We start from the raw sequence: 23,584 nt of genomic DNA on the forward strand, positions 1-23,584 counted from the left end.
GCCCTACTGACGGCCCTGAACGGGGACTACATTGGGTGCCGTCGGCCTCGGTCGAGGCCGGCATCCGTTGTCGCCGCCCTGGAGGACCCCATGAACGAGTCGAACTCGAGCCGCGCACCCTGGTCGGGGTGCACGAGACGATCAAAATGACCGCGATGAGCGAGTTCATGGGGCGGGCCTTCGGCACCGCGGCCGCCGAACTGGGCAAGCAGGGCGCCTTCCCGGCCGGTCCGCCGATCTCGATGTACCACGGCATGCCCACCGACACCGTGGACGTGACGGCGGGTTTCCCCGTGGCCCACCCGGTCACGCCGACACCCCTGGTGGTCGTCGAGACGCTGCCGGGTGGCCCGGCCATCGAGGCCATCCACACCGGCTCCTATGACACCCTCACCCAGACCTATGGCGAACTCAGCACGTGGCTCCTGGAGCAGAAGCTGGACCTGGCCCCGGACATGTGGGAGGAATGCCTGGTCGGCCCCGACACCGAGCCGGACCCCGCCAAGTGGCAGACCCGGATCGTGTTCCCGCTGCGCTGATCCCGGATGTCGCGTCCGAGTGCTTCTGCTTTCGGTGCTTTCGCCTAACGGATGCTTTCGCCTAGCGGATGCCCAGCTGGCGGACCAGCCCCGGCAGGTCCTCCGCCAGGGCGTCCCAGACGAGCTCGTAGTCGACGTCGGGGGCGGCCGCGAGGTAGTCGGCGAGGAACCGCAGCTTCTCCCAGGCCACCAGCGGATACCGATCGCGGTACGCCGTGGGCAGTGCCTGGACGGCCGTCTGAACGTCGATCACGATGGCTCGCCCCTCGAGCCGACGGGCCAGGTCGGCCGGGCCGGCCGGACGGGCCGGGTGGACGAACGACTCGCGGCCGCGACGCGTGATGAGCTCTGCGCGACGCACGAGATCACGGATGTCGGCCAGCAGGGCATCCGTTCGGTCGAAGTCGCCACCCATCATGCGTCAATCATGGCGCAGGATCCGGCGTATTCGGCGACCAGCCGTCGAGGAACTCGAGCACGTCCTGCATCAGGCGAGGTTCACTGGTCACGACCATGTGCCCCTGGCCGGGGTACACGATCGCACGGCCGTTCGGGATCAGCGCCGCCGTCTGCCGGAACAGCTCGACCGGGTAACCGCCGTCCCGGTCGCCGCCGACCACCAGGGTGGGCGCATCGATCTCGCTGAGCCGGTCGCGCAGGTTGAAGCCGTCTTCGGCGTGAATGATGGCCATCATGTCGGGCGTCGCCTTGCCCAGCATGGCCGGGCCCAGGAGCCATCCCATTCCGCCGGACAGCCACCGGGTGAACGCCGAGGTGCCGAGGGTGCGGAACATCTCGAGCCCGGCCCGGCGCGGGCGGCCCGCCGCCACCTCCTCCGCGACACGCGACTGCACCTCCTTGCCCACCGGCCCCAGCTTGTAGGCCGCGGAGACCACGATCAGTCGCTGCACCACGTCCGGGTGGTCGGCGGCCAGCTGCAGGGCGATGCTCCCGCCGGTCGAGATCCCCATCACATCGACCGGCCCCGGAAACTCCAGGCGCAGGGCGTCGGCGTAGTCCCGGGCGATTTCCTTCATCGTGGAGTTCGGGTCGAGGCCGGGGCGCGAGGTCAGCCGCAGGATTCGGTGGTTGGCCGCGAGCGGCATCAGCGTCTGGGAGACGAACATCCGCTCGAAGCCGACCGTCGGTTCATTGTTCTGGCCGGATCCAGGCAACACGACCAGAGGCGTGCCGGTGCCGAACCTCAGGTAGGGCATCCCGCCGAGCAGGGTGCCCGTTCGACGGGCTATGGCGCGCGCATCCGTGCTTATTTTCGTGCCTGTCGTGGCTGTCCTGGGGGGCATCGAAGCGACCCTTCCGTTGATAGTGCGTCGGTGGTTGATAGTGCGTCAGTGAACGTGACGGATGCCGTCGGCCGGCTCCGCGGCAACCGCTGGTGAGCGTACCCGCGCCCCGTGCCCCCCGGAAGAGTCACCCGCGCCCCGGGTGGAGGCCGACCAGGCCCAGCCACTCCAGGATCGGGTCCGGGTCGGCCGTGGCCGCGCGGAACCCGACGTAGCCGTCGGGGCGCACGATCAGCACGCCGGTTCCGGGGCGGTCGGTCAGGCGGTGCAGGTGGATGCGGGCATCCGTCGGCCCCCCGCCCTGCGGCGCCAGGCCCGGATCGGCCGCACCGGCCTGCAGCAGGATGTGCACTCCGGGGCGCGCGAGGAGGGCGTGCAGCCGCACCCGCTCCCCCGCGCAGGTGACCTCGGTGTCGGCGACCCGCGACCCGGGGCGCGGGCCCCGCCCTGAACGCGGAAGCTGCTGGTTTTTCGCCGGCACTGCCGCATCGACCGAGAGCGGGCTGCCCCGGTAGTTCATCCGGAACTGGGACGGCGTGCGTCGCGCGCAGCACGAGCTGGTCGGCCGGGCGCCGCTCCCGCTCGTAGGAGTTCAGCAGCACCGGGCTCGGGCGGACCTGGCCGGCGGCGAAGGCCAGCTTCCAGCCGAGGTTGAGGGCGTCCTGGATGCCCGTGTTCATGCCCTGCCCGCCCGCCGGGGAGTGCAGGTGGGCGACGTCCCCGGCGAGGAAGAACGGCCCCCGCCGGAAATGCGTGGCCAGCCGGTGCTGCAGCCGCACCTGGGCCGACCACGCGACATCCGTGATCGTGGCGGGCAGGCCGGCCTCGTCGACCAGGGCCTGCAGCTCGGCCCGCGGGACTGCGGGTCCGGGCTGCCCGAACGGCAGCGGGGCGGGGCCGGCGGGGCGGGTGGCGAGCATGCGCCAGGGGGCGCGCTCACCGTTCGCGAACAGGAACAGCAGTCCGCGGCGTGCGGCGACGACGTGGGCGCTGCCCGGGTCGAGGGTGTCGGCGGCAGCCCCGTCACCGTCGGACCGGGACTGCAGGCCCAGGTCGGCGAGCACCACCTCCTGGGCATAGTCGCCGCCGCGCCAGGCGCCGACCCGTCCGCGCACGAGGCTCGCGGCGCCGTCGCAGCCGACGAGGTAGCGGTACGCCGCCGCCTCGATCCCCGATTCCCGGCGGATGAGCGCCAGCCGGTTCTCCAACCGGAAGCCCACCAGTTCCGCGCCGCGCTCGATCCGCACCCCGCGCTCCTCCAGCGCCTGCGCCAGCACGGCCTCGACGTCGGCCTGCCGGATCACCAGCAGGTGCGGGAAGGCGGTTCCCGGCAGGTCGAGCTGCCGGGAAGCCACGGCGACCACCCGGGAGCGCAGGTGCAGCCGAACCTCGGCTGCGGTGTCGCCGCGGGCGAGGAGGGCATCCGTCACCCCCAGCGGCCGCAGCACCTCGAGCGTGCGCGGGTGCATCAGCAGGGCCCGGGACGGCCGGAACAGGTCTTGGCGGCGTTCGATGATGCGCACGCGCGCGCCGTGGTCGTGCGCCTGCAGCGCCAGGGCCAGGCCGGTGGTGCCGGCCCCGACGACCAGCACGTCGACGATCCGGTCAGTCACCGCGGGGCCCAGTCATTGCAGGGCCCGGTCACCGCGGCGGCCCGTCACCGCAGCACCCGGTCACCGCATCGCCGGCACGGGCTGCGCGGGCAGCCATCAGGCTTCGCCGGCCGACCTCGGGGCCGGGGCGCCGGCATCCGTCGCCAGAACGGGATTGGCCAGAAAATCGTCCCGACGGATGCCCGGCAGCACCCGGTAACGGATCGAACCGGGCACGCTGCCCAGCGCCAGCACCCGCCAGAGTGTGCGCGTAGTTCTCCGCGCGTTCCGGGCCGTCCCACTCGTAGATGCCGCGGTAGACGCCGTTCGCGTCGTTGGTCAGCCACAGTTTTGACACGTAACCGGGGAATCCGACCACAGGGGCGTGCTCAGGATGCTCTCGGCGCGGAACAGGGCATGGGCAGAGTCGCTTCGGAGCACGCGCAGCCGGAACGCGACGATCAGCACCGTTGGGTGGAGGGTCGGCCCGCGATCGACGATCGTCTCGCGGTAGACGACTGCCTCGCTGCCGTCGGTGAAGGGCAGCCGGCGCCCCACCCTCTGCCGGGGCAGGTGCACGCGGCGCCGAGCCAGCAGCATCCCTGTGGCGGCGACGCTGCGGCCGACATATCTCACGGTCTGCCACGGCTCGGCCGGTGGTTTCGGCAGGCGATCGGGGTTCATAGGTGCCTCCTGGCTTCATAGGCGATAGGAAACGCGGGTGGAATTGCGGGGCTTTCCGGGGATTCGAGCCCGTTCGGTGCCAGCATAAGGAGGCGGTCTGCACCTGGGAAGACCCTCCCCCGGCCCGATAGGGCGTGACGAATGGGCGGCGGCATCCGTCTTACTAGAGTGACTTGTTCGCAGAATGAAACACCTGACCTCGCTTCCCCGAACGGACGGACCCCATGACGACCACCGACCTCCACAACGACGCCCCGACCGAATCGGCGACCGACAGCCGGCTCGCCGCGGTCATCTACAACCCGGTGAAGGTGAACCTCGACGACCTCAAGGCCGCCGTCGCGGCCGAGCAGACCGCCGCGGGCTGGCCGGAGACGCTGTGGTTCGAGACGTCGGAGGAGGACCCGGGGCAGGGCCCGGCCCGGAAGGCGATCGAGGCGAGGGCATCCGTCATCATCGTGGCGGGCGGCGACGGCACCGTGCGCGCCGTCGCGGAAGAGGTGGCCGGCACGGAGTGCGCGCTGGCCCTGCTGCCGTCGGGCACCGGCAACCTGCTCGCCCGCAACCTGAAGCTGACCCTCGACGACGCCGCGCACTCGCTGCACACCGCCTTCACCGGCAAGGACAAGGCGATCGACGTCTGCCGGATCAAGATCGAGCGGGCGGACCGGTCGGTCGACAAGCACGTCTACCTGGTGATGGCCGGGCTCGGCCTGGACGCCAAAATGCTCGCCAACACCGACGACGGCCTCAAGGCGAAGGCCGGCTGGCTGGCCTACGTGAAGGCCCTGGTCGCCGTCGGCAAGGACGACAGCGAGCTGAATTTCCGGTATCGCCTCGACGGCAAGCCCGAGCAGTCGTTGCGCGCGCACACGGTCATGATCGGCAACTGCGGGTCGCTGCCGGCCAGCATCGAACTCATCCCCGACGCGGCCCTCGACGACGGGGCCTTCGACGTGGTCGTGATGAAGCCCAAGGGCCTCGGCGGCTGGATCCAGATCCTCTCTAAGGTGCTCTGGGAGAACGGCGTACTCAGCCGCACCGCGCTCGGGCGCAAGCTGCGCACCGGCGACGTCGACGCGCTCAACTACGCCACCGGCAAGGAGCTCATCCTGCGTCTGCACCGCCCGGAAGAGATCGAACTCGACGGCGACGGGTACGGCACCGCCGTCGCGCTCAAGACCTGGGTGGAGCCCGGCAGCCTCACCGTGCGAGTGCCGAGCGACGCCGAGTAGGCCGCGGCGCGGCATCCGTCGCCCGTCTGTTCTGCTCGAACGCGCCAGGTGCGCCGCTCTGCGCGTGGCGTACTGCCAGCGAAACGGCGCAGCACGCGCGCGCCGCGGAAACAGCTGTCACCGCGGCGTGCGCAGGCCGAGCCGCACCAGGGCGATGCGCACCACCAGGAACCAGGCCGGCATCAGCAGGCCGTAGCCCAGATAGAACGAGGGAACCACCTGCCGCAGCGCCTCACCGGCGACGCCGAAGACCCCGGCGGCCACTCCCAGCCAGCCGATCCAGCGCGGCAGAGCGCTGTGCAGCATCGCCAGCGAGATGAGCAGGATGCCCGCCGCGGACAGCACACCGACGATGGCCGGGGTGTTGTTCTCTCCCAGGATCGCCTCCGCTGCCGTGGCGAAGCGCGCACGCTCGGTGTCTGAGGTTGCCTCCGAATGGCGGCCGCTCAGGTAGACCAGGGTGAGCGAGCCCCGGCTGGTGACGGGGATGGCCAGGAACGACGCCCAGGACAGGCCGCCGACCACCGCGCCGATCAGAGCCAGGCTACGATTTGTCGGCGCCAGCGCCACGAACAGGGCCACGAAGCTGAGCACCGCCAGCATGTTCGGCAGCAGCCAGAGCACCTGCTCGGCCACGTAGACCGACTTGTTCGTCGCGATGAACTCGAGCGTTTCCGCGCCGCCGTCGACCGGTGGCGGCGACACGGTGTCCAGTGTGATGGCCGCGATCAGCAACAGGATGAAGCCGACGGATGCGCCGCCCGCCACCAGATACAGGGTGCGCCACGAGTTGATGCCCTCGGCCGCCCGGGCGGAGTCGCCCACGGGCCTCACGTTGCGCTCGGTCATGCGGCACCCGCGTCACGTTCGGCACGTGCGTCACGTGCGTCACGTGCGTCACGTGCGTCACGTGCGTCACGTGCGTCACGTGCGTCACGTGCGTCACGTGCGTCACGTGCGTCACGTGCGTCACCGACGATTCGTTGCATCCCGCCAACTTCCCTGCGCTCGATGGTGCCCGCGGCCGGCGTCGGCCGGCCCGGCACTGCTCGTGACAGTGTGCGCGCGGGAGCGCCCGGGGTCAACGGGTCAGGCTGCAGGCTCGAGGATTCCCCGTCCCGGCCGTCGAACTCGCCTGAGGGGTCCCAAATCGACCTTCCGGAGGCCCGGGAAGGTCGATTTGGGACCCCTCAGCGGCTGGCGGGCGAACCGCCGGGCAGGGTGGCGGACTTGGCGACCGAGCCGATCAGTCCGGTCACGGCAGCGTTGAAGGCGGTCGCGCTGAAATCGCCCTGCAACATGAGCCAGCCCGGTTTCGGTGCACCCTGCTCGTAGAGCACGACGAGCTCCCTGGCCCAGTCGCGCTCGACGCCCCAGAGCACCGCGAAGGGGAGCAACTTCTCAGAGAGCCTAACCAGTTCGACGGTGTCGGGTGCGCCGGCGGCATCCGTCTTCACAGCCGGCGGCGCGTCGTCGGCGCTCTGCACCAGGCGCACGCGGTCTGCCTGGGCGAGCCCGAGGAAGATCTTCAGACCCTTGAGATGGTCGCGCTGTTCGGCACCCGCCTCGGTGAGCTGCGGCGTGGCCGCGGCGAAACGGTTGGCGAGGTAGATGCAGATCGCGGCGATGCCGACGAACGGAACCACCTTGCCGAGCTGGCCGGATCCCGCGCTCTGCACCACCGCACCGAAGATGACCAGGGTCGGCAGCAGCACGGCGGCCATCACGATGACGATCAGCTTGCCGCCGCGGCCGACCATCAGAGCCCGCCAGCCGCGGGCCGTAACCAGGTCCCTCGCCGCCCTGGGGCAGGAGCGCAGCTGGGCCGCCAGCGCCCGGTCGGTAACCCCGAGTTCGCGCACGCCGCCGACCGCCAGTCCGGGGAACAGCGCCTCGAGCAGCTGGCGTTCCAGGGTGTGCACGCCGTTCACGGTCAGCAGCTGCAGCGTGTAGGCGCCTCCGCCGGCACTGACCGGGAAGGCGAGGATGCGCACCTTGCCGCGCACCGCCAGGCTCACCAGCTGCGCGGCGACGGCCGTCGTCGGCCGATTCACGAGGTCGGCCGCCTCCAGCAGGTTGTAGCCCGTCGGCACCTCGTACCGGGCGATCACGGCGCCCCGGCCCGCGGCGCCGCGCTGTCCGAAGCGGCGACGGAGGTAGGCGGCCGCGACGCCGAGGAGGCTGACGGCCGACAGGATGATGATCAGGGACGTCTCGGCGTCTGCGGTCGGTTGCATGGTGCAGCTCCAATGTCTGGCGGCGCCTGAAGCCTCGACGCGGCGAAACGGCGCCGAGACGTGATGCCCCCACAACAGCCGCTCAGTACAGGCTAGTACGGGCGGTCGGGCCGTCGCGGCCCGGCAACTGCTCTGCTGACGCGGCTGAGGGGTCCCAAATCGACCTTCCGGAGCCCCGGGAAGGTCGATTTGGGACCCCTCAGGGTGGAGCTAGCGGCCGCCGCCACCGCCTCCGCCGCCACCGCCGCCGGAATGCCCGCCTCGGCGAGCTCGAGGTAAACCTTGATGCCCTTGAGGTAGTCGCGCGGTCCGGTGCCAGCCAGCCGGCCGCGATGACGCAGAACGCGGCGATGAAGACTCACGGCACCACTTCGCCGTACTGCGGGGAGCCGTTGATCAGCGCCATCCCGATCAGGATGACCAGAGCGGGGACCAGCACGACGGACATGCCGATGCCGATCCAGTGGCCGCCGCGGCCGGCTGCCTTGGCCCGCCAACCGCGGGCGATGACCGACAGCTTCGCGGCGTGGAGGAACCCGCTCAGCTTGGTCGCGAGCGTGCTGTTGACGGCCCCGATCTCCCGCGTCACGCCGATCGCCCCGTGCGGGAACAGGGCTGTCAGCAGCTGGCTTTCCTGGGCGTCCACACCCTCACGGGTGAGCAGTTGCAGCGTGTAGTCCCCGCCGCCCCTCGTGACCGGGTAGTCGAGGATGCGCACCTTGCCGCGCACCGCGAGGCTCACGAGTTGCGCGGCGATGGCCGTCTTCTGCCGATTCACGAGGTCGGCCGCCTCCAGCAGGTTGTAGCCCTTGGGCACGCTGTACTGGGCGATGATGGCGCCCCGCCCGCGCGCATCGCGCACCGCGAGCCGGCGATAGCCCCAGGCCGCACCGACGCCGAGGATGCTGACGCCCAGCACGAGGAACGCCAGCACCGTCGCGGGGTCCACCCCGCTGTCGGAATAGCCGCCGTCGGAGTACCCGTCACCGCTGTAGCCGGCCGAGGCCGGCACCTGCAGGAACGTGCCGGGCTGGAACCCGATAGCGACGGTGACGTTCTCGCGCGGACCGAGGGTGCGCTCGGACGAGGCGAACAGCTGGCCGGTGGTGCCGGGCACCGCGGCATCCGGTGTCTGGGTGATCTCGCACCGCGTGGTGTCCGCCTGAACCCCGGAGTAGCAGGCGTAATTGCCGGTGAGGAACTCGGCGATGCCGGGGTCGACGTGCACGCGCGCGGTGACGGAGCCGAAGGGCTGGTCGAACCCGGTGCCGTTGGTGTCCCAGTAGAGTTCGTCGTTCTTGGTGTCGGCGAATGCGCGCACCACGTTCTGCTGCGTGTAGGTGATCGTGTAGGTCTGCGAGCCGCGCACGAACTCGTCGGTGCCGAGCGGCACCTCGGTGATGCTGCCGCGGTCGAGGGCCTCGAAGTTCACGGGCGCACCGGTGGCGTCGGTGACGGATTCGACGGTGGTGTGCAAAGGCACCCCGTTGTAGTCGTTTGGGAGGAGCCGCACCATTCCGCGGTTCTGGTCGAAGTTCGGGAACTTCGCCACGAAGGTTTCCACGGTGCGCAGGGTGGAGTGCCCGGCGTCGTCACGGGAGAGGTAGTAGTCGGCGTCGAAGGAGGTGAACGTGAAGTCGCTGGTGTCCGCGGAGGCGGCCAGCGGCATCCCGAGTGCCAGCGCGGTGGCGACGGCGAGCGCGGCGACTACCCGAACAAATCGCCGCCCGCGTCGCCGCAACGGATGTCTGGTCGGTGCGTTCCCGTGCATGCTGCGGCTCCCCCTGGTTCAACCGGAGCCGGGAGCCTCGCCGCGGCGAAACCGCGCCGAGGCGTGCCGCCCCCGCAACATCCGTTGTCAGAAGGCTAGCGGAGGGTTCCCCCGTTTCCCGCGGTCCGGCCGCAACGCCGCCGCGTCCCGCGCCTTGCACGTTTCCCGCGGTCCGGCCGCAACGCCCCCCACGCAGCGCGCCGAGCCGTGAGTCTGGCCCCATTTGTCGGTGAAAACAGGGGCGCAACTCACGGCTCGGCGAGGTGGTGCGGACGTGTCGGGGTCAGGTCCGGGGGTCAGAGCATCAGTACCAGTTGACGGCCTGCGAGTGCGCCCAGGCGGCGCACGGCGTGCCGTAGGAGGAGGCCTTGATGTACTGCAGGCCCCAGGCGATCTGCGTGGTCGCGTTGGTGGCCCAGTCGGTTCCGGCCGAGGCCATCTTGCTGCCGGGCAGCGCCTGCGGGATGCCGGTGGCACCGCCGTTGGAGTTGACGGCGTCGTACTTCCACTCGGATTCCTTCTGCCACAACTGGCTCAGGCAGGAGAACTGGTCACTGCCCCAGCCGTACTGGCTCAAGGCCATGGCCTGGGCGGTGGCCTTCGCGCCGGCGGGGGTGTTGCCCGCCGCGAGCGACGTGACCCGGTTGGCTTCGGCTGCCGCGGCCGCGGCGACCGCGGCTGCGGCGGCGGCTCGGTCGGCCTCGGCGGCCGCAGCGGCCAGCGCCGTGGTCTCCGTCTTGGTCTTGCTGGTCAGGGACGAGATCTCGTCGAGAGGCAGAACCTCGTAGCCGGCCAGGGAGCTGGTCACCTGGGTGAGGGCGGAGGCATCCGCTTTGCCCTGCGTCGCGGAAAGGACTTGGTTGGCCTGGTCCAGGGCGACGGATGCGTTGTGCTGCGTGTGCGCCTTGGCTATGCCGTGATAGGCGTCGAGCTGTTCGGGGTGCACGCCGGTGCTCTCGGCCAGCGCGGCCGTGGCGGACACGCGGTCCTGGGCGGCGACCGCGGACTGAGTCGCGAACGTGCCGCCGACGACGAGCCCGGCGATGGCCAGCGCACTGCCGGCGAGGATCGCGATGCGGTGCGGCTTCTTGAGCGTGTGGCGGGCGCCGGTGTTGGTGTCGTTGCTGCTGGCCGTGCTGTTGCTGAACTTGTTCTGTGCTGCGAAGCGGATGATTTTTTCTTCGGGTGTTTCTGGCATGTTTGTGCGAATAACCTTCGGGTGACGCAAGCGCGAGCGCTGGTGAGCGCCGGCTCACTGAGCGTCGGGCCTGCGCTCTCGGGGTGCGGCGCAGACGAAGCGTCAAGCATGCCTCAGGTTTCTGAACGAACCCTCACTTATAGCTCGGAAAGTCATGTGTGCCAGGGGCTTGACACCGGCCTGGGCAGTCTATTCGCCGCAGGAGCTGCCCGGGGATGCGGTGGCGAACACCTGATGAGAAGGAAGATTTTCTCGGCGAGCAGGTGCCGCAGCGCTGCGAGGTCGGGCATCCGGTTCTGCTGGGATGTGCACCCCTCAAAGTCGTCGGTTCCCAGGTATTTCAGGGACTCGCCCACTCTTCGCGCCATTCCGACGCCCGCTGGCGGGTGTTGCGCCGGGACCGGGTAGGCGTCAGGCTGGGCGACAATGTGACGGGGCGGCCGAGCTGAGCTGAGCCGAACCGGGCCACTGCCACTGCCACCCACGACGAGGGAGCCCCGATGATCCAGACCGTGCAATCCGCCGACGGAACCAGCATCGCCTACGAGAAGAGTGGATCCGGCCCCGCGCTGATCCTGGTCGGCGGCGCGTTCAACACCCGACAGTCCCCCGGGCCGCTCGTGCCACCGCTCGCCGAGCACTTCACCGTCTACACCTACGACCGCCGCGGCCGCGGGTACAGCACCGACGTGGCGCCGTATGCCACCGATCGCGAGGTCGAGGATCTCGCCGCCCTGATCGACGCGGCCGGCGGGACCGCGATGCTGTACGGGCACTCGTCGGGTGCCATCCTGGGGCTGCTCGCGGCGGCGAGCGGCCTTCCGATCACTCGCCTCGCCGCATACGAGCCGCCCTTCACCGCGGAGGAGCGCGGGTCGGGGCCCCTCGATGGCTGGGGAGCAAGCGTGCAAGCCGCCTTGGATGACGGCGACCGCGCCCGGGCCGCCCAGCTCTTCATGCTGGGCACGGGTGCCGATCCGGCGATGGTCGCGGGGATGTCCGAGTCGCCCTGGTGGCCGGGCCTGCTGGCCATTGCGCACACCCTCCCATACGATCTGGCCCTGACCGGTGATGGCCTGGTTCCCGCCGGCCGCTTGGCGAGGATCCCCGTTCCCGTCCTCGTCGTCGTCGGGGGCGACAGCCCGCCGTGGGCCGCCGCAGCCGCCGGGGCGGTGGCGCGCGCGGTGCCCGGCGCCACCCAGGTCACCCTCGACGGGCAGACCCACAACGTGGATGCCGCCGCGCTGGCCCCGGTGCTGATCGACTTCTTCGGGTAGCCAGCGCCGCGTCTGCACCGCCCGATGCGATGCGCGGGGGCTGCGCCGCTACGCGGGTGGCGTGCCACGCGCGCAGCGGCGCAGCTACCGCGCGACGGCTACCGGCGCTCGAATCAGGCGTGCACGGGCGCGGCTTCCGGCAGGCCTACTCCCCCGCGGCCGCCGGGCGGCGGGTGAAGAAGGCCGCGGGGATCGCGAACAGCGAGATCACCGCTCCATAGAGGAACGCGGCCTGGATGCCCGCGGCGGTGGCGGCGACATCCGTGGCCCCGGTGGCCAGCCGCGACGCGGCGACGGATGCCATCACCGTCACGAACAGCGCCGTGCCGACCGCACCGGCGAGCTGCTGCACGGTGCCCACGACCGCGCTGCCGTGCGAATACAGCGACGGCTTCACGGCGGCGAGGCTCGCGGTGAACAGCGGGGTGAAGAGCAGGGCGAGTCCGAAGCTGAGGGTGACGTGGGCGGCGAGCACGAGCCAGGGCGAGCTGTTCGCGTTCAGCAGCGTCATGCCCCAGAACACGGCGCTGACGATGCTGGAGCCGGTGATCAGCAGCCGGGTAGGCCCGGACCGGTCGTAGAGGCGCCCGACGAACGGGGCGAGCAGCCCCATCAGGAGACCGCCCGGCAGCAGGAGCAGGCCCGCCTGCAGGGCGCTGAGGCCGAGCACGGTCTGCGTGTAGATGGGCAGCAGGATGATGGTGCCGAACAGGGCCATCATGCTGATCGCCATCGTCACGATGCCGAACGTGAACGTGCGCGAACGGAAGGTGCGCAGGTCGAGGAGGGCGGCATCCGTGCGCTGGAGTACCAGCTGGCGCAGGATGAACAGGGTGAGTGCGAGGGCGCCGCCCAGGATTGGCAGCCAGCCCTCGACCGACGCGATGCCGCCGGATGCGGTGCCCAGGTTGCTGAGGCCGTAGACGAGCCCGCCGAAGCCGAGCGCGGACAGCAGCACCGAGACCACGTCGATCGGCATCGTGCGCGGGGTGGTGACGTTCTTCATCAGGATGCCGCCCACGAACAGCGCGGTGAGGGCGATCGGCAGCACGAGGATGAACATCCAGCGCCAGTCGAGCACGCTGAGGATGGCGCCCGAGATGGTGGGGCCGATGGCCGGGGCGACCGAGATGACGATGGAGATGTTGCCCATCATGCGGCCGAGGTGGGCGGGCGCGACGAGGGTCATCACCGTGGTCAGCAGCAGCGGGAACATGATCGCCGTGCCGGTGGCCTGCACGACCCGGGCGGCCAGCAGCACCTCGAAGCCGGGCGCGACCGCGGCGATCAGGGTGCCCGTACTGAACAGCGTCATGGCCGCGATGAACACCGGCCGCGTGTTGAAGCGCTGCAGCAGGAACCCGGTGATCGGGATCACCACGGCCATCGTGAGCATGAACGCGCTGGTCAGCCACTGCGCGGCGCTGGCCGTGATCCGCAGGTCGCTCATCAGGCGCGGCAGGGCCACGCCCATGATGGTCTCGTTCAGGATCACGACGAAGGTCGAGATCAGCAGCAGGGTGATGACGAGCCGGTTACGGATGTCGGTGGCCGCGTCGGCGGCGGATGCGTCGGCCGGGTGCGCGGCGGCATCCGTGCTCGTGGTGTCGATGTTGGTGCTGGCGTTGTTGTGGCTGGCGGCGGTGGCGGTTTCAGCCATGCGAAGGTCCCGTCGGGGTCGTGCGGTCAAAACGACGTGCGGTCCAGAGGTGGTGAGGCGGTCGCTCCGGGCCGGAGCGTGGTTCATAGAGGGGGAACCCTGGCGGAGCGGGATTCATTCCGCGCCGCGTCGCGCCGGTTTTCGGGAGCCCCGGCCCGCATTCTGGGGAGCGGTCTCGGCGAGTGTCGCCGTTTGCGCCGAGAGTCGCCAACCCAGCGGCGATTCTCGGCAGAAACGGCGACTCTCGGGCGTCGGCACGGTCGCTACGCCCGGTCGGCGATCGCCCTACCCGATCCCCAGCTGAGCCAGCAGCCGCGAAAAGTCCGTGACTAGGGCATTCCAGACGATCTGATAGTCGGTGTTCGCGTAGTCGTGCGTGACGAACCGGCGAGCAGCGCATCCGTTAGGTCGAATTCGCGAGTCATCCCGTGGCCCGAGTACCTCACAGCGGAACGGCCTCGGCGACCGCCCGGTCCCGAATGGCGCCTTCGGCCCGGTCGCTCATCACATATGTGCACGCCGAGGAGACTCTCGAGGTCGAGGACGAGTCCGGCCGCATCGAGGAGGGACGCCGCGGGGTCGAAGGTGACGAGGAGATCGATGTCGCTGCGGACGGCTTCCGTGTCCCGGGCGATGCTGCCGAAGACCCGCACGTTGCCGGCGCGGCGACGGCCGGCGAGTTCGAGCACGCTGTCGCGGTTGCGACGCAATACAGCCGCCGGCCGTTCGGCGGTGGCGGCCAGGATGCGGGAGAGGGTCCCGGGCCGAGGTTGCACGCGACCGGCCTCGTAGGCGGAGAGATTCGGCTGCGGCACTCCGGCGCGCGCGGCCAGCTGGCTCTGCGAGAGTCCGGCCCGGGCGCGCGCCTCGAGAATGCGGCTTGACGTGCTCATGCCGGAACTTTAGCTCCGGGCTATAAGGGGGGCGCTCGACGCCGCGCCCATGCATAACTCCTGCAAATCGGTGAGTGTTCCCGCACGTTCAGCGTGATTTCGCGGGTGAGGAAACTGGAGGTGCAGAATCTGCAGGAATTATGCACGACTCGCGCAGGTCACCGCACCGGCGTTCGCGCTTCACCGGACTGGTGTTGAAGTACGACTGCTCGAGCAGGTGCAGAACCCGTACGTGCGCTAGTCGACGCGCAGGTCGTCCAACAGATCCGCGAGCACCGACTCTTCCTCCACCCGCAGCCGCAGTTCTTCCATCGCCCCGGAGAGCCCTCCGTCCCAGGGGGTGTCGCCAACGGCACCCGAGAACACCGATGTGGAGAGACTCGACGCGCACGCGCTGCGGTAGTCGGTCTCGCCGAAGCGCCACGGCGTCCACGGCACGCTGCGAGCAACCGTGCGCGCGATCGAAAGTCCGCCGGCGTCGAAATCTCCGTGGTAGCGCAGGCGGGCGCCGCCGTCGACGAGCTGGGTGAGCAGACGGATGACTGCAGCTCCCGGCTGTCCATTGACGCAGACGAGAGGGACAGCGCCAGCGCTTGCGCCGAACCGGTCGGCAGCCGCAGCGATGACCGCCGGGTTCTCACAGACCGACATGAGCAACGGTGCGCGGCCGATGTCGTCCACCGCCAATTGCCGGTAGGTGAGCACCGCCGGCTGACCTGCCTCACCGAGCGCCGCGAGGGCGCGGGCCGTCGGCGAGGTCAGGCCGCCCGGCAACCCGAGGGCCAGCACGGTCGAGGACAATTCGTCCACGACAACCCCACAGGACTGCCAGGCGTCCCGCCTCCACCGAGAGCCGGTCCCCGGCGACTGGCCGGTCGCTGCCGCCGCAAGCCCGACGGCGAGCGGTCCGAGCGGGGTCTTCGGGTCGAGGGCATGCGCATCGCCGAACAAGCGAGCCGCGAGAACGCCGAGCGGCACCCCCTCCACCGGCAAGGCCCGCGCGAGCACGCCGAGCTGAAGCGACATCTCGTGGGCTGCCGCGGCGGATGCCGTCGCTCGCCGCAACGCTCCCGACCTGTTCACGTTCTCCACCCACCCGGAGAGCTGGGGCCGATCGTTGGCGATCAGACGCAACGCGTCAGAGACCTCATGCCAACTCTCCCGCTCCGCCCGACGCACGTCCGGGCCCACGATGGGGCCTACGAGCGCAACGACCGCGGATGCCAGCCCAGCGGGCCACGCATCGCGCCGCAGCATCACGTCAAGCTGGTCAAGCGACACGGACGCCGACGAGCCCGACCGGACAGGTCGTCCGATGAGGCGGCCAGCCGCCATTCGTTCTGCCGTGCTCGCGCCCTGCTTCGTCACGGTTCCCTCGAGCGTGCCCTTCTGCTCCAACCGGGCACGCATCCGTTCCAACAGCCAGGCCGTCTCCGGCGAGCCGAGCAGGCGCCTGATCCTGTCTGTTCCTTCGGCAGACGGGCTCACCACAGCCCCCCGTCGGCAGCTGCAGCATCGACCGCGACCGCATCGACGACAGCCGTGCGCCGGCGACCGTCCCACCTCCACCGTTGGACATGAACCGCGTCGCTGCCGTCGAACCGGGTCAGCTGGGAAATCGCGAGTCCGGGCACTTCCGCGTAGCATCCCCACTCCCGTTCGCTCGTCATCACCACGTCGAGGTCGAACTCCGCCAACAGCCCCAGGCAACTCGCTCGCGAGTTGTCGTCGACGCCCGCGAAGGCCTCGTCGAGCATGATCAGGCGGGGAGCGTTCGGGTTCGTTGCGGTTCGGTAGTGCGATGAGGCGGCGGCGAAGAGGGGGATGCTCGCCGCGAGCACCCGCTCACCGCCGGAAGCCGGGCCGGTGGCGGACTTCCACGAGCCGCCCTGCTGGCGCTCGACGGTGAATTTGTGCCACCGGCGATAGTCGAGCGCTTCGCCGAGGTGGTCGTACCAGTTCCCGGCCTCGTCGGCGTCGCGAACCTCCCCGATGCGAGCCTGAAGGAACGCGCCCAGCGCCGCCCGGTCCTCCTTGTCCCACACATCGGCGCTGGTCGAAAGCAGCCGACGGGTCGCGATGAGTCCCGTGGGGCCGTCCGAGCGCGGTTTCCACAGCACCCGGAGGATCATGCCGGTTGTGGTGGGCCGTGAACGCAGCTCCTCGTTGAGCTGCACGATCTGCCGGTCGGCATCCCCGATCAGCTCAGACAGCTGCGCCCCGACCTCGGTGACGAGATGCGACTCGATGATGTCGCGCTCTCTCGTGCTGAGCAGGAGCAGGTGCTGCTCGATCTGGCCGCCGAGTTGCTGGGCGAGTTCAACGAGCAGCATCTCCCGGCCGCTGAAGGTGACGACGACTCGCACGCCGTCATCGTTGGGGTAATAGGCCGCCTCATGCCCGTGCCGACCCAGCGACCGCTGCAGATCGGCGAACTCGGTGAACACCTGCGATTGCAGCCGGCTGTACCGCTCGTCGGATGCGTCGAGGTCCGGCATTGCCGCGTCGATGGCGCGGGCGAACTGCACGCCCTTCGTCACCGTCCAGTCCGCTTCGCCGCCGGCGTCCGGTTCGACCACGCCAAGATCGGCCAGGGCGGCGACCTGCACCAGCCCCAGCGTGGTGGTACGCCGCAGCGCCGCGACCGCATCGACCCGAGCGGAATGAGCGCGGTCCTGATCGCCACGGATGCCGCGCAACCGCTCCAGGAGACCCGCCTGGCGCTGCCCCTCGACTCTCTCCGTGTCGACCAGACAGCGCAGTTCGGTGACGATCGCCTTCAAGCGATGTTTTACCTGGGCTACCCGATCGCGGTAGCCCTGCACGTCGGCGCCGAGCCGTCCGCGCAGCGTGGCCAGGTAGCTCCGGCTGCGGGTCAGTTCGGCGGTCGCCGCCTCCCGCTCGTCCGCCGAACGCACCCGTTCTACAAGCGCGGCGGCGAGCCAGGTTTCGGCACGCGCGAGCTGACGAGCCACCTCTGCACGACGCTCCACCTCGCGCCACAGGTCTGCGGCCCGCTTCTCGTACTCGGTCAGGGACGCCCCGAGCCCCCGGATCATGTCGACATCCGTGGGCAGCCGCAGTGATGCGGCATCCGCCGCGAGCTCCGCAGCAGCTTCGTCGCGCGCTCGACCGGCGACAGCGTTCTGTTCTCGCGCCTCCTCGCGTTCGACCGTGCACCGCGCAACGTGATCGGCCGCTCGTGCGGCCGCCCGGTCCGCTGTCTCGAGTGCCGTCGGATGCGGCACCGAGGTCTGCTCCCGCTCGACGACCCGCGCCCGCGCTGCGAGACCCTCGAGGTCAGCCGTGAGGCCACCCTGCCTCGCGGCGATCAGGTCGAGCTCGGAGTGCGCCTCTCTCAGCCGCTGTTCGCGCGCCGCTTCCCGTGCGCTCTCCCCCACATATCGAGCCGACTCAGTCGACCAGGCGCCGCGGGCCGAACCCAAACGATAGCTGCCGGTCAGGCCCACCCAGACCGGAGCCTGGTCACCGTCCACATCGCTGTCGGCCACGGCGATGGCGCGCAGGACCGCCTCGATCGCGTCGACCGTCACCGCAGAGCCTGCCGGCGGCTCGGCGACGAGTACGGATTCAAGGGTGCGAGCGGATGCCGCGCCCTCCGACGGTCGCAGCAGCAGCTGTCCATCGAGGGGCTCGCGCAGCTCCCCACCGGGCATCACCACGGCCGTGAGCAGCCCGCTGCCCTCGAGGGCCGCCTCGAGGCCGGCCCTCGAGGCGGCGTCGAGGTCATCGCGGAAACTGACCGCGCGCCAGAGCGGAATCGAGCCCTCGGGTGCGACGGCGCGGGCCGGTGGAAGGGTCGGCTCCACCACCTGGCCCCGCTCGAGTCCGGCGATCTCGGCGCTCAACACCGTGTACTGGGCCGCGAGGGTCTTCAATTCATGTTGCGCGGCGGCGCGCTGAAGCTGCAGTTCGGACTGCACGCGCAGCGCGTCCACCCGCAGGGCGCCGATGGCGGGGTTCTCAGCCGTGCGGTGGCGCACCCAGTCTGTGAAGGCACCGAACGCGTCATCGGACACGGCGAGCTCGGTCAACCCGGCGAGTACGATCTCGACGTCGGAGATGTAGGAGTCGACGTCGATCTCGACCGCGGCATCCGCGAGCGAACGTACGTCGGTCGCCTCGGCGAGACGGGTCTCGGTTTCGGCCTCGCGTGCGGCCGCAGCCGCCGTGCGCGCCTCCGCCTGCTGCAGCGCGGCGATCAAGGCGACCACCCGCTCGAGCGCGTCGCGCAGGCGAGCGACTCGAGCGGCAGCCGCGGCACGTTCGTGCTTGAGCGCCGCCTCGAGCCCTTCAGCAGGCAGCCCGTCGAGGGCACACTGATCGTGCACGAGTCGCGCGTCCAGGGCCGCGGCCATCGCGGCGGCCCCTGCGTGGCGCAGCCGCGCCTCCGCTGCCGCGACCGCGGTGCGGTCTTCCGCGGCCTCCGCCTCGGAGGTGCCGACTGCCGCATTCGCGTGCTCCAAGCGTTGCTCGGCGGAATCCGCCCTCTCCCCGGCAGTGGCGGCCGCAGCATCCGCCCGCTCGAGGAGGACTTCGCTCTGGGCGTGCTCACTGTCCCGCAACGCCTCTTCCTCGGCATCCAGCGTGCCGCGTTCAGTGCGGAGCTCGGCGCTGGCGGATGCGACGCCGGCCAACGATTCCTGCAGCCGGTCCAGCTCCGCGGTCACCTCGAGGATGGCGCGCCCGTACTTGTCGTGCTCGGACTGTTCGCGGCGCGGACCGGCGGCCTGCCGTTTGAGCATCACCTGCGCGTACCCGCGGTAGTGATGGAGGAAACCCTGCACCGCCTTCTGCGCGGCCGCGAGCTGCTGCACCTCGTCGCGCTCCTCATCGAGCGATCGCAATCCGTCGGCCACCGACTTGATGACATCGTCACTGACCGGGGTCAGGGCGCGAGTCAACGCCTCCGACAGGGCGGCCTCGCTCGGTTTCTTGGACAGCTGCGGAGCGCGGATCTGAAGCAGCAGCTCGATCAGCTCCGCGTAGCGCCGCTCGCCGAGGCCGAACAGTTTCGAGTCCACCGCCTGCCGGTATTCGGCTTTGGTGTCGTAGACGCGCCCAGTGTCGCCCAGGGCCTGGGCGAGGCGCTCGCGACCGAGCGCGAGACGGCTCCTGTCGATCAGGTCGAGCGTCTCCCCCACGCGTTGTTGCGTGACGAAGAACCAGTGCTTGGTGATGCCCCGGCCGCGCGCAGCCTTGAGACCGGCGCCGATCGTGACGAATTGCGGCTCGCCGGCATCGTCGATGCGGCCGAATTCCAACCAGCTGTAGCCGAGCCGCTCGCTGTTCGGGTGCTCGTCGCCGAGGAGCAGGTTCCACTCCATGCGCTTCTGCCGGTCGCCATCGGGTTCAACCCGTTGCGGTGACAGGTCGCCGTCGAGCAGGAACGGCAAAGTCAGAGCCAGCACCTTGGACTTGCCCGCGCCGTTGTTGCCCCGGAGCAACAATCGGCCATCGACGAAGGGGAACTCTTCGTTGTCGTAGTAGAACAGGTCGACCAGGCCGAGGCGCTGCGGCTGCCACCGCGCGCTGGTCGGAACCGGCAGCGAAGAGGTCACGGTCTCCGGGTCGCTTTCACCGGCGCTGAGGGATGGTGCGATGTCGAGGGTCACTGCTTTCGGGCTCCGATTATTGTTGGTGCAGCCAGGGCGAATCGAGCGAGGGCGGGCAGCACGCGGATGACGTCACCGTCACGGGCCACGAGACGAAGAGCGAGGAGCCGGCCGAGAGCCGTCTCGACCAGTTCGGATGCGGCTTCCGCCGCGCCCTTGCGCCAGTACCTGGCGTAGTCGGGGGCAATGGATCGGACATGCACCACAAGGGTGTCGACACGGGACTCCGCCGCCCCGGACTGCGCCAGCAACTCAGCCAGCAGTAGGGTGACGTGGCCCTCGGTGCCCTTCTCAGGCATCCGCACGTCGCTGAAATCGTCATCGAAGTCCACCATGGCGATCCCTTCCTGACGGATCTCTGCGACCAGCCCGGTGCATTCGGTGATGCGGCGGCAGATCAGTGCGCGTTGGCTGCGCAGGTATGCGGTCTCCTCCTCGGTGAGCTCGTCGAGGTAGAGCACGGGATCGTCGAGCAGACGCCGGGTGAGGGTGTGCCGCAGGCGCAGATTGCGCAACTCAGCGGTCGGGGCCGTTCCCCGATCCCGCATGCCCGCGGTGCGTTCGCTGAAAGCCGTGGCGGCGATGGTCGACGGGCCCCGCCGGGTGACCAGTAACTGCGACAGCACCCGTCGAGACACGTCATAAAGCGCATCGCCCGCGTTGCGCACGAATTCCTCTTCATCGCCCGCGACCCGGGCGAGCACGCCCCACTCCAGGAGCAGCTGCACAGCGGCGACGAGGTCGCTGCGCTCCTCCCTGGTGCCCAGCTCGAACGCGAAACCCGCGGCGACGAGTTCGGGGGCGGCTGCGATGACCATCACCTGTTCCGCCAGGCGCCCGAGCGCGATCTGGGTGTCACTGCGTTCGAGAACGGACAAGCTGAGCATGAGGAGCACATACCTGCGGCGCGAGAACGGCATGCCGCCACGGCGGGCAGCGAACGGATGCGTCGCGTCCTCCAGCGAGGCCGGCTCGCGTTCGAGCCGCACCACCTCACTGTCGACGTGCAGCGCCCACCCGGTGTTGATCTCGAACCATTCCGTGAGGGTGCTCGCGTGTCGGCGCACGAGACGATACCGGTCCTCGTCGGTGGACCGGATGAGCGGGTGGCGCAGCAGGAGGCGCGCCGCCCTCTGCTGGTCGTCTACGGCCGAAACGCTCATGTCACCTCCGCGAGTGCAGCCGCGGCGTGCGCGCCCCGGGTGCGCTCATCGCGCTCTCCCTCGATGTCCGAAACGGGCTCTCCGGCGGAGGCTAGATCGGCGCCGTCCGCCATGAGGTCAGTGATGCGCACCAGGTGATCGGGTCCGCGGAGGGTGCCTCGCTCCGTCTCGAGCGCGACGAAGCCGGCCTCGGACATCGGTGTCAGTTCGATGCTCATGGTGCCATCGCTGGACGCGGTGTGAATCGGTCCCCCGTCCGGCGGACGGGCCACGAGTGCGTCGCCGAGGAGGGTGAGGAACAGTCCGAAGGCCGTACTGTCCAGCCCGGCGAGCGCGCTTAACTCAACCGTGCCGTCCGTCGCGAGCCTCTGGCGGGCGGCAGCGATCTGTTCGGACTGCTGTCGCACCTGGAGGGCGATCAGGGCCCGGGCAGCCGAGCGGTCGACTACCTGGTTCGGGCGTCCCTTCCGTTCATAGGTGCCGGTCTTTCGCAGTTGCGGGGAGATTTCGATCGGTGGGGCATCCGCCCAGGGAGCGCCGACGAGCGTCGCATCGTCGCTCCAGTGCTGCCAGGTTTCGGAGTCGACGGTCAAATGCCGCGCAGAGTAGAGCCCGAATGCTGCCCGCGCCAGCCGGTGCCGGTGGTCGTCGGTGGGTGCCTCCTGGAACCACTGCGCGAGCCGCAGGTAGTCGGTGGACCGGTCTGAGCGCCCGGAGCGTCGGGCATTGACCGCTCGCACAGCGTCGAGCAGCGCGGGGATCGCGGCGAGGGCCGCCATCCGCAGGAGCTTGGCCTGGCTGTCGCGACCGTTGCCCGAGAGGAACCATGATCGCAGGCCCTCCCAACGATTGGTCCAGACGGCGTAGTGGCGGGCTGCTTCGACCAACGACTGCGCATCGTCGGGGTCGGGGGCTTCGGCGGTCGCGTCCCGGTCGGCAAGGGCCCGGAGGGCACGATCAACATTCTCGCTGCCGGCTCTAACCAGTAGTTTCGCGATTTGCGGTCCGCGCACCGTGAGGTCCTGAATGAATCGTTCAAGGTACTCGACCAGTCGGGACTTGTAGGCAACGAAGGCGGCCTCGTCGGTTTCGGTCAGGTCGATGGTGCGCTGCAGCGACGCCATGAACGCGCTCGCGTTATCGGCGAGTTCGGTGAACCGCATGGTTAGCGCGGCCAGGGTTTGCTGCAGCATGCCCAGGTCGAGGGCATCGGCCTCGATGAGCGTGACGAACTGGTGGAGCGTCACCGCGATGTCTTCGAGGGCGACGCTCTGCAGGGCGCCCCGGCGCCCGAGGGTCTCCTCGAATCGCTCCAGGGCGCGCTCGGCGGCCTCGCCCGCTTGGCTGAGTTGGAAGAGGTGGCGCTTGCGATAGAAGTCCTCGACGTGAACGACTCGCCCGGTGTCGGGCGAGGCCAGGAGATTTCCCCAATCCGCCAGGGAGTCCAGGGCGGCGGTGACTGCTTCGATGGTCAGCGCGTCGCCAGGATCTGCGCCATCCGCCGCGGCGTCTCGCCGAAGCTGGCTGAGCACGTCGTCTGGCCGGAGGTGAACCTGAAAGCGCTCTTTGGCCGTCACGAATGCACCCAACACCCGGCGATAGGCGTCACTGTTCTGCGCGTTCAGGTGGCTGAACACGCTGAAGTCAGGTGCGGTCTGGCCCCGAGCGGACACCTCGCTCACCTCCCCTTCACTCGGCTTTGATCAGAACAACTCACAGTCCGTGACTCGTCACGGTGATGACCCCGAATTCATCATGCAGCATTCCTCTGACATGGGCGGTCACATAACTCTGTAGACCAGAATGGGGTATCGATTTTGGAGGGATCATCACAGACGCATCTTTCAAGCCTATTTCCATCTTTTTGAAATTCAAAAAGACGCTAATACTCTTGCTATGGATCTTTGCGCCCGTCAAGTTATTGAGACAATCTGGTGTGTTTTTCTTCTACGCCGCAGCCTTTTGGCGGCGGTCGTGGTGAGCGGCCAGCGCGGCGGCCGGTTGTAGTCCTCCATTGTGCCAATGAGGGCGACGCCGGTTCTACCAAGATTCGATGTATTCCATCACCGCGGTCCTCGCGGCGAGGTGGTTTTCGAAGTCGCGCTGGTAGTACATTTCCGTCTTCAAGTGAGAGAAAAAACTTTCCGCAACAGCGTTGTCTCAGCACACGCCGATGGCTCCCATCGACTGCGTGACCCCGTTCCCGGCGCACCATTTCTGGAACTCACCCGAGGTGTATTGGGCGGATTCAACCGGTCGTCGCAACACCGGTGCTTGCGGTCAACACTTGAATCCGAGTGTCTTACGAGGGCGTTCGTTCAGGGTCTTGGCGACGCCGTCGAGATCGTCCAGGGCGTAGCGGGTGAAGTCGGTGCCTTTGAGGAAGTACCGGCGC

General features: G+C 69.4%; 18 protein-coding genes and 3 pseudogenes. 3 read left to right on the top strand and 18 right to left on the bottom strand.

The genetic code is table 11. The annotated features are described in order from the left end of the window. Positions 1-35: 35 nt before the first annotated feature. Positions 36-539: a GyrI-like domain-containing protein gene (locus E3T24_RS15435; RefSeq protein WP_241978716.1), complete on the top strand. Its 504-nt coding sequence runs from the start codon at positions 36-38 to the stop codon at positions 537-539. Positions 540-600: 61 nt separating this feature from the next. Here the strand turns inward: E3T24_RS15435 and E3T24_RS15440 are convergent, their stop codons facing one another. The 6 genes and pseudogenes from E3T24_RS15440 to E3T24_RS17705 form a co-directional block, all read right to left on the bottom strand. Then, positions 601-957 (bottom strand): hypothetical protein, encoded by a 357-nt coding sequence (locus E3T24_RS15440; protein ID WP_134365075.1) that lies wholly within the window; start codon positions 955-957, stop codon positions 601-603. 7 nt (positions 958-964) lie between these two features. After that, on the bottom strand, positions 965-1,843 hold the full coding sequence (locus E3T24_RS15445; RefSeq protein ID WP_134365076.1) for an alpha/beta hydrolase: 879 nt from the start codon (positions 1,841-1,843) through the stop codon (positions 965-967). Positions 1,844-1,970: 127 nt separating this feature from the next. Beyond that, positions 1,971-2,363 (bottom strand): hypothetical protein, encoded by a 393-nt coding sequence (locus E3T24_RS18285; protein ID WP_338144962.1) that lies wholly within the window; start codon positions 2,361-2,363, stop codon positions 1,971-1,973. 82 nt (positions 2,364-2,445) lie between these two features. Then, a pseudogene (locus E3T24_RS18290) lies at positions 2,446-3,456 on the bottom strand (FAD-dependent monooxygenase); the annotation flags it as partial. A 96-nt stretch (positions 3,457-3,552) separates the two neighbouring features. Further along, positions 3,553-3,690, bottom strand: coding sequence for a hypothetical protein (locus tag E3T24_RS17700; RefSeq protein WP_198415929.1), 138 nt, complete (start codon positions 3,688-3,690; stop codon positions 3,553-3,555). Positions 3,691-3,774: 84 nt separating this feature from the next. Then, positions 3,775-4,119 carry a hypothetical protein gene (locus E3T24_RS17705; protein WP_198415930.1) on the bottom strand — a complete coding sequence of 115 codons (345 nt, stop codon included), beginning with the start codon at positions 4,117-4,119 and terminating at the stop codon, positions 3,775-3,777. A 224-nt stretch (positions 4,120-4,343) separates the two neighbouring features. Between E3T24_RS17705 and E3T24_RS15460 the strand changes: the two genes are divergently transcribed. Next, positions 4,344-5,354: a diacylglycerol kinase family protein gene (locus tag E3T24_RS15460; protein WP_134411202.1), complete on the top strand. Its 1,011-nt coding sequence runs from the start codon at positions 4,344-4,346 to the stop codon at positions 5,352-5,354. Positions 5,355-5,471: 117 nt separating this feature from the next. Here E3T24_RS15460 and E3T24_RS15465 read toward each other — a convergent pair whose 3' ends face one another. The 4 genes from E3T24_RS15465 to E3T24_RS15480 form a co-directional block, all read right to left on the bottom strand. Beyond that, a complete protein-coding gene (locus E3T24_RS15465; protein WP_134411200.1) occupies positions 5,472-6,203 on the bottom strand; it encodes a DUF4386 family protein in 732 nt (243 codons plus the stop codon). Between the two features lie 341 nt (positions 6,204-6,544). After that, positions 6,545-7,591 (bottom strand): DUF2207 domain-containing protein, encoded by a 1,047-nt coding sequence (locus tag E3T24_RS15470; protein ID WP_134434840.1) that lies wholly within the window; start codon positions 7,589-7,591, stop codon positions 6,545-6,547. A gap of 358 nt (positions 7,592-7,949) precedes the next feature. Continuing rightward, on the bottom strand, positions 7,950-9,362 hold the full coding sequence (locus E3T24_RS15475) for a DUF2207 domain-containing protein (protein ID WP_134402578.1): 1,413 nt from the start codon (positions 9,360-9,362) through the stop codon (positions 7,950-7,952). Between the two features lie 304 nt (positions 9,363-9,666). Further along, on the bottom strand, positions 9,667-10,560 hold the full coding sequence (locus E3T24_RS15480) for a hypothetical protein (RefSeq protein ID WP_241975841.1): 894 nt from the start codon (positions 10,558-10,560) through the stop codon (positions 9,667-9,669). Between the two features lie 500 nt (positions 10,561-11,060). Between E3T24_RS15480 and E3T24_RS15485 the strand changes: the two genes are divergently transcribed. Next, positions 11,061-11,837, top strand: a complete 777-nt coding sequence (locus tag E3T24_RS15485) for an alpha/beta hydrolase (RefSeq protein ID WP_134365081.1) — start codon at positions 11,061-11,063, stop codon at positions 11,835-11,837. A 145-nt stretch (positions 11,838-11,982) separates the two neighbouring features. Here E3T24_RS15485 and E3T24_RS15490 read toward each other — a convergent pair whose 3' ends face one another. From E3T24_RS15490 to E3T24_RS18120, 8 genes and pseudogenes are all read right to left on the bottom strand, one after another. Further along, positions 11,983-13,497, bottom strand: a complete 1,515-nt coding sequence (locus tag E3T24_RS15490) for a DHA2 family efflux MFS transporter permease subunit (RefSeq protein WP_134365082.1) — start codon at positions 13,495-13,497, stop codon at positions 11,983-11,985. Positions 13,498-13,826: 329 nt separating this feature from the next. Beyond that, positions 13,827-14,390 carry a helix-turn-helix domain-containing protein gene (locus E3T24_RS15495; protein ID WP_134434841.1) on the bottom strand — a complete coding sequence of 188 codons (564 nt, stop codon included), beginning with the start codon at positions 14,388-14,390 and terminating at the stop codon, positions 13,827-13,829. A gap of 237 nt (positions 14,391-14,627) precedes the next feature. Continuing rightward, the gene (locus E3T24_RS15500; protein ID WP_198419686.1) at positions 14,628-15,878 is read right to left on the bottom strand and encodes a TIGR02679 family protein; all 1,251 of its coding nucleotides are present in this window, start codon (positions 15,876-15,878) and stop codon (positions 14,628-14,630) included. Then, positions 15,875-20,026: a TIGR02680 family protein gene (locus E3T24_RS17710; protein ID WP_198419687.1), complete on the bottom strand. Its 4,152-nt coding sequence runs from the start codon at positions 20,024-20,026 to the stop codon at positions 15,875-15,877. Before E3T24_RS17710 ends, E3T24_RS15500 begins: the two co-directional genes overlap by 4 nt. Next, positions 20,023-21,189, bottom strand: coding sequence for a TIGR02678 family protein (locus E3T24_RS15510; protein ID WP_134365085.1), 1,167 nt, complete (start codon positions 21,187-21,189; stop codon positions 20,023-20,025). The genes E3T24_RS17710 and E3T24_RS15510 overlap by 4 nt, the downstream gene beginning before the upstream one ends. After that, complete coding sequence (locus tag E3T24_RS15515; RefSeq protein ID WP_198419688.1) at positions 21,186-22,871, bottom strand: TIGR02677 family protein; 1,686 nt, start codon at positions 22,869-22,871, stop codon at positions 21,186-21,188. Before E3T24_RS15515 ends, E3T24_RS15510 begins: the two co-directional genes overlap by 4 nt. A 265-nt stretch (positions 22,872-23,136) precedes the next feature. Continuing rightward, a pseudogene (locus tag E3T24_RS18115) lies at positions 23,137-23,430 on the bottom strand (IS3 family transposase); the annotation flags it as partial. A gap of 39 nt (positions 23,431-23,469) precedes the next feature. Beyond that, a pseudogene (locus E3T24_RS18120) lies at positions 23,470-23,584 on the bottom strand (IS30 family transposase); the annotation flags it as partial.

Origin of the sequence: Cryobacterium sp. TmT2-59, assembly GCF_004403545.1 — a bacterium.
In the GTDB taxonomy this organism is placed as follows: domain Bacteria; phylum Actinomycetota; class Actinomycetes; order Actinomycetales; family Microbacteriaceae; genus Cryobacterium; species Cryobacterium shii.

What these genes read in the sequence shown, in the direction of transcription:
- E3T24_RS15440 (WP_134365075.1), bottom strand. Translation starts at nt 957, where the DNA reads ATGATGGGTGGCGACTTCGACCGAACGGATGCCCTGCTGGCCGACATC.
- E3T24_RS15475 (WP_134402578.1), bottom strand. Translation starts at nt 9,362, where the DNA reads ATGCACGGGAACGCACCGACCAGACATCCGTTGCGGCGACGCGGGCGG.
- E3T24_RS15495 (WP_134434841.1), bottom strand. Translation starts at nt 14,390, where the DNA reads ATGAGCACGTCAAGCCGCATTCTCGAGGCGCGCGCCCGGGCCGGACTC.
- E3T24_RS15480 (WP_241975841.1), bottom strand. Translation starts at nt 10,560, where the DNA reads ATGCCAGAAACACCCGAAGAAAAAATCATCCGCTTCGCAGCACAGAAC.
- E3T24_RS15510 (WP_134365085.1), bottom strand. Translation starts at nt 21,189, where the DNA reads ATGAGCGTTTCGGCCGTAGACGACCAGCAGAGGGCGGCGCGCCTCCTG.
- E3T24_RS15445 (WP_134365076.1), bottom strand. Translation starts at nt 1,843, where the DNA reads ATGCCCCCCAGGACAGCCACGACAGGCACGAAAATAAGCACGGATGCG.
- E3T24_RS17705 (WP_198415930.1), bottom strand. Translation starts at nt 4,119, where the DNA reads ATGAACCCCGATCGCCTGCCGAAACCACCGGCCGAGCCGTGGCAGACC.
- E3T24_RS15490 (WP_134365082.1), bottom strand. Translation starts at nt 13,497, where the DNA reads ATGGCTGAAACCGCCACCGCCGCCAGCCACAACAACGCCAGCACCAAC.
- E3T24_RS15465 (WP_134411200.1), bottom strand. Translation starts at nt 6,203, where the DNA reads ATGACCGAGCGCAACGTGAGGCCCGTGGGCGACTCCGCCCGGGCGGCC.
- E3T24_RS18285 (WP_338144962.1), bottom strand. Translation starts at nt 2,363, where the DNA reads ATGAACTACCGGGGCAGCCCGCTCTCGGTCGATGCGGCAGTGCCGGCG.
- E3T24_RS15460 (WP_134411202.1), top strand. Translation starts at nt 4,344, where the DNA reads ATGACGACCACCGACCTCCACAACGACGCCCCGACCGAATCGGCGACC.
- E3T24_RS15470 (WP_134434840.1), bottom strand. Translation starts at nt 7,591, where the DNA reads ATGCAACCGACCGCAGACGCCGAGACGTCCCTGATCATCATCCTGTCG.
- E3T24_RS15485 (WP_134365081.1), top strand. Translation starts at nt 11,061, where the DNA reads ATGATCCAGACCGTGCAATCCGCCGACGGAACCAGCATCGCCTACGAG.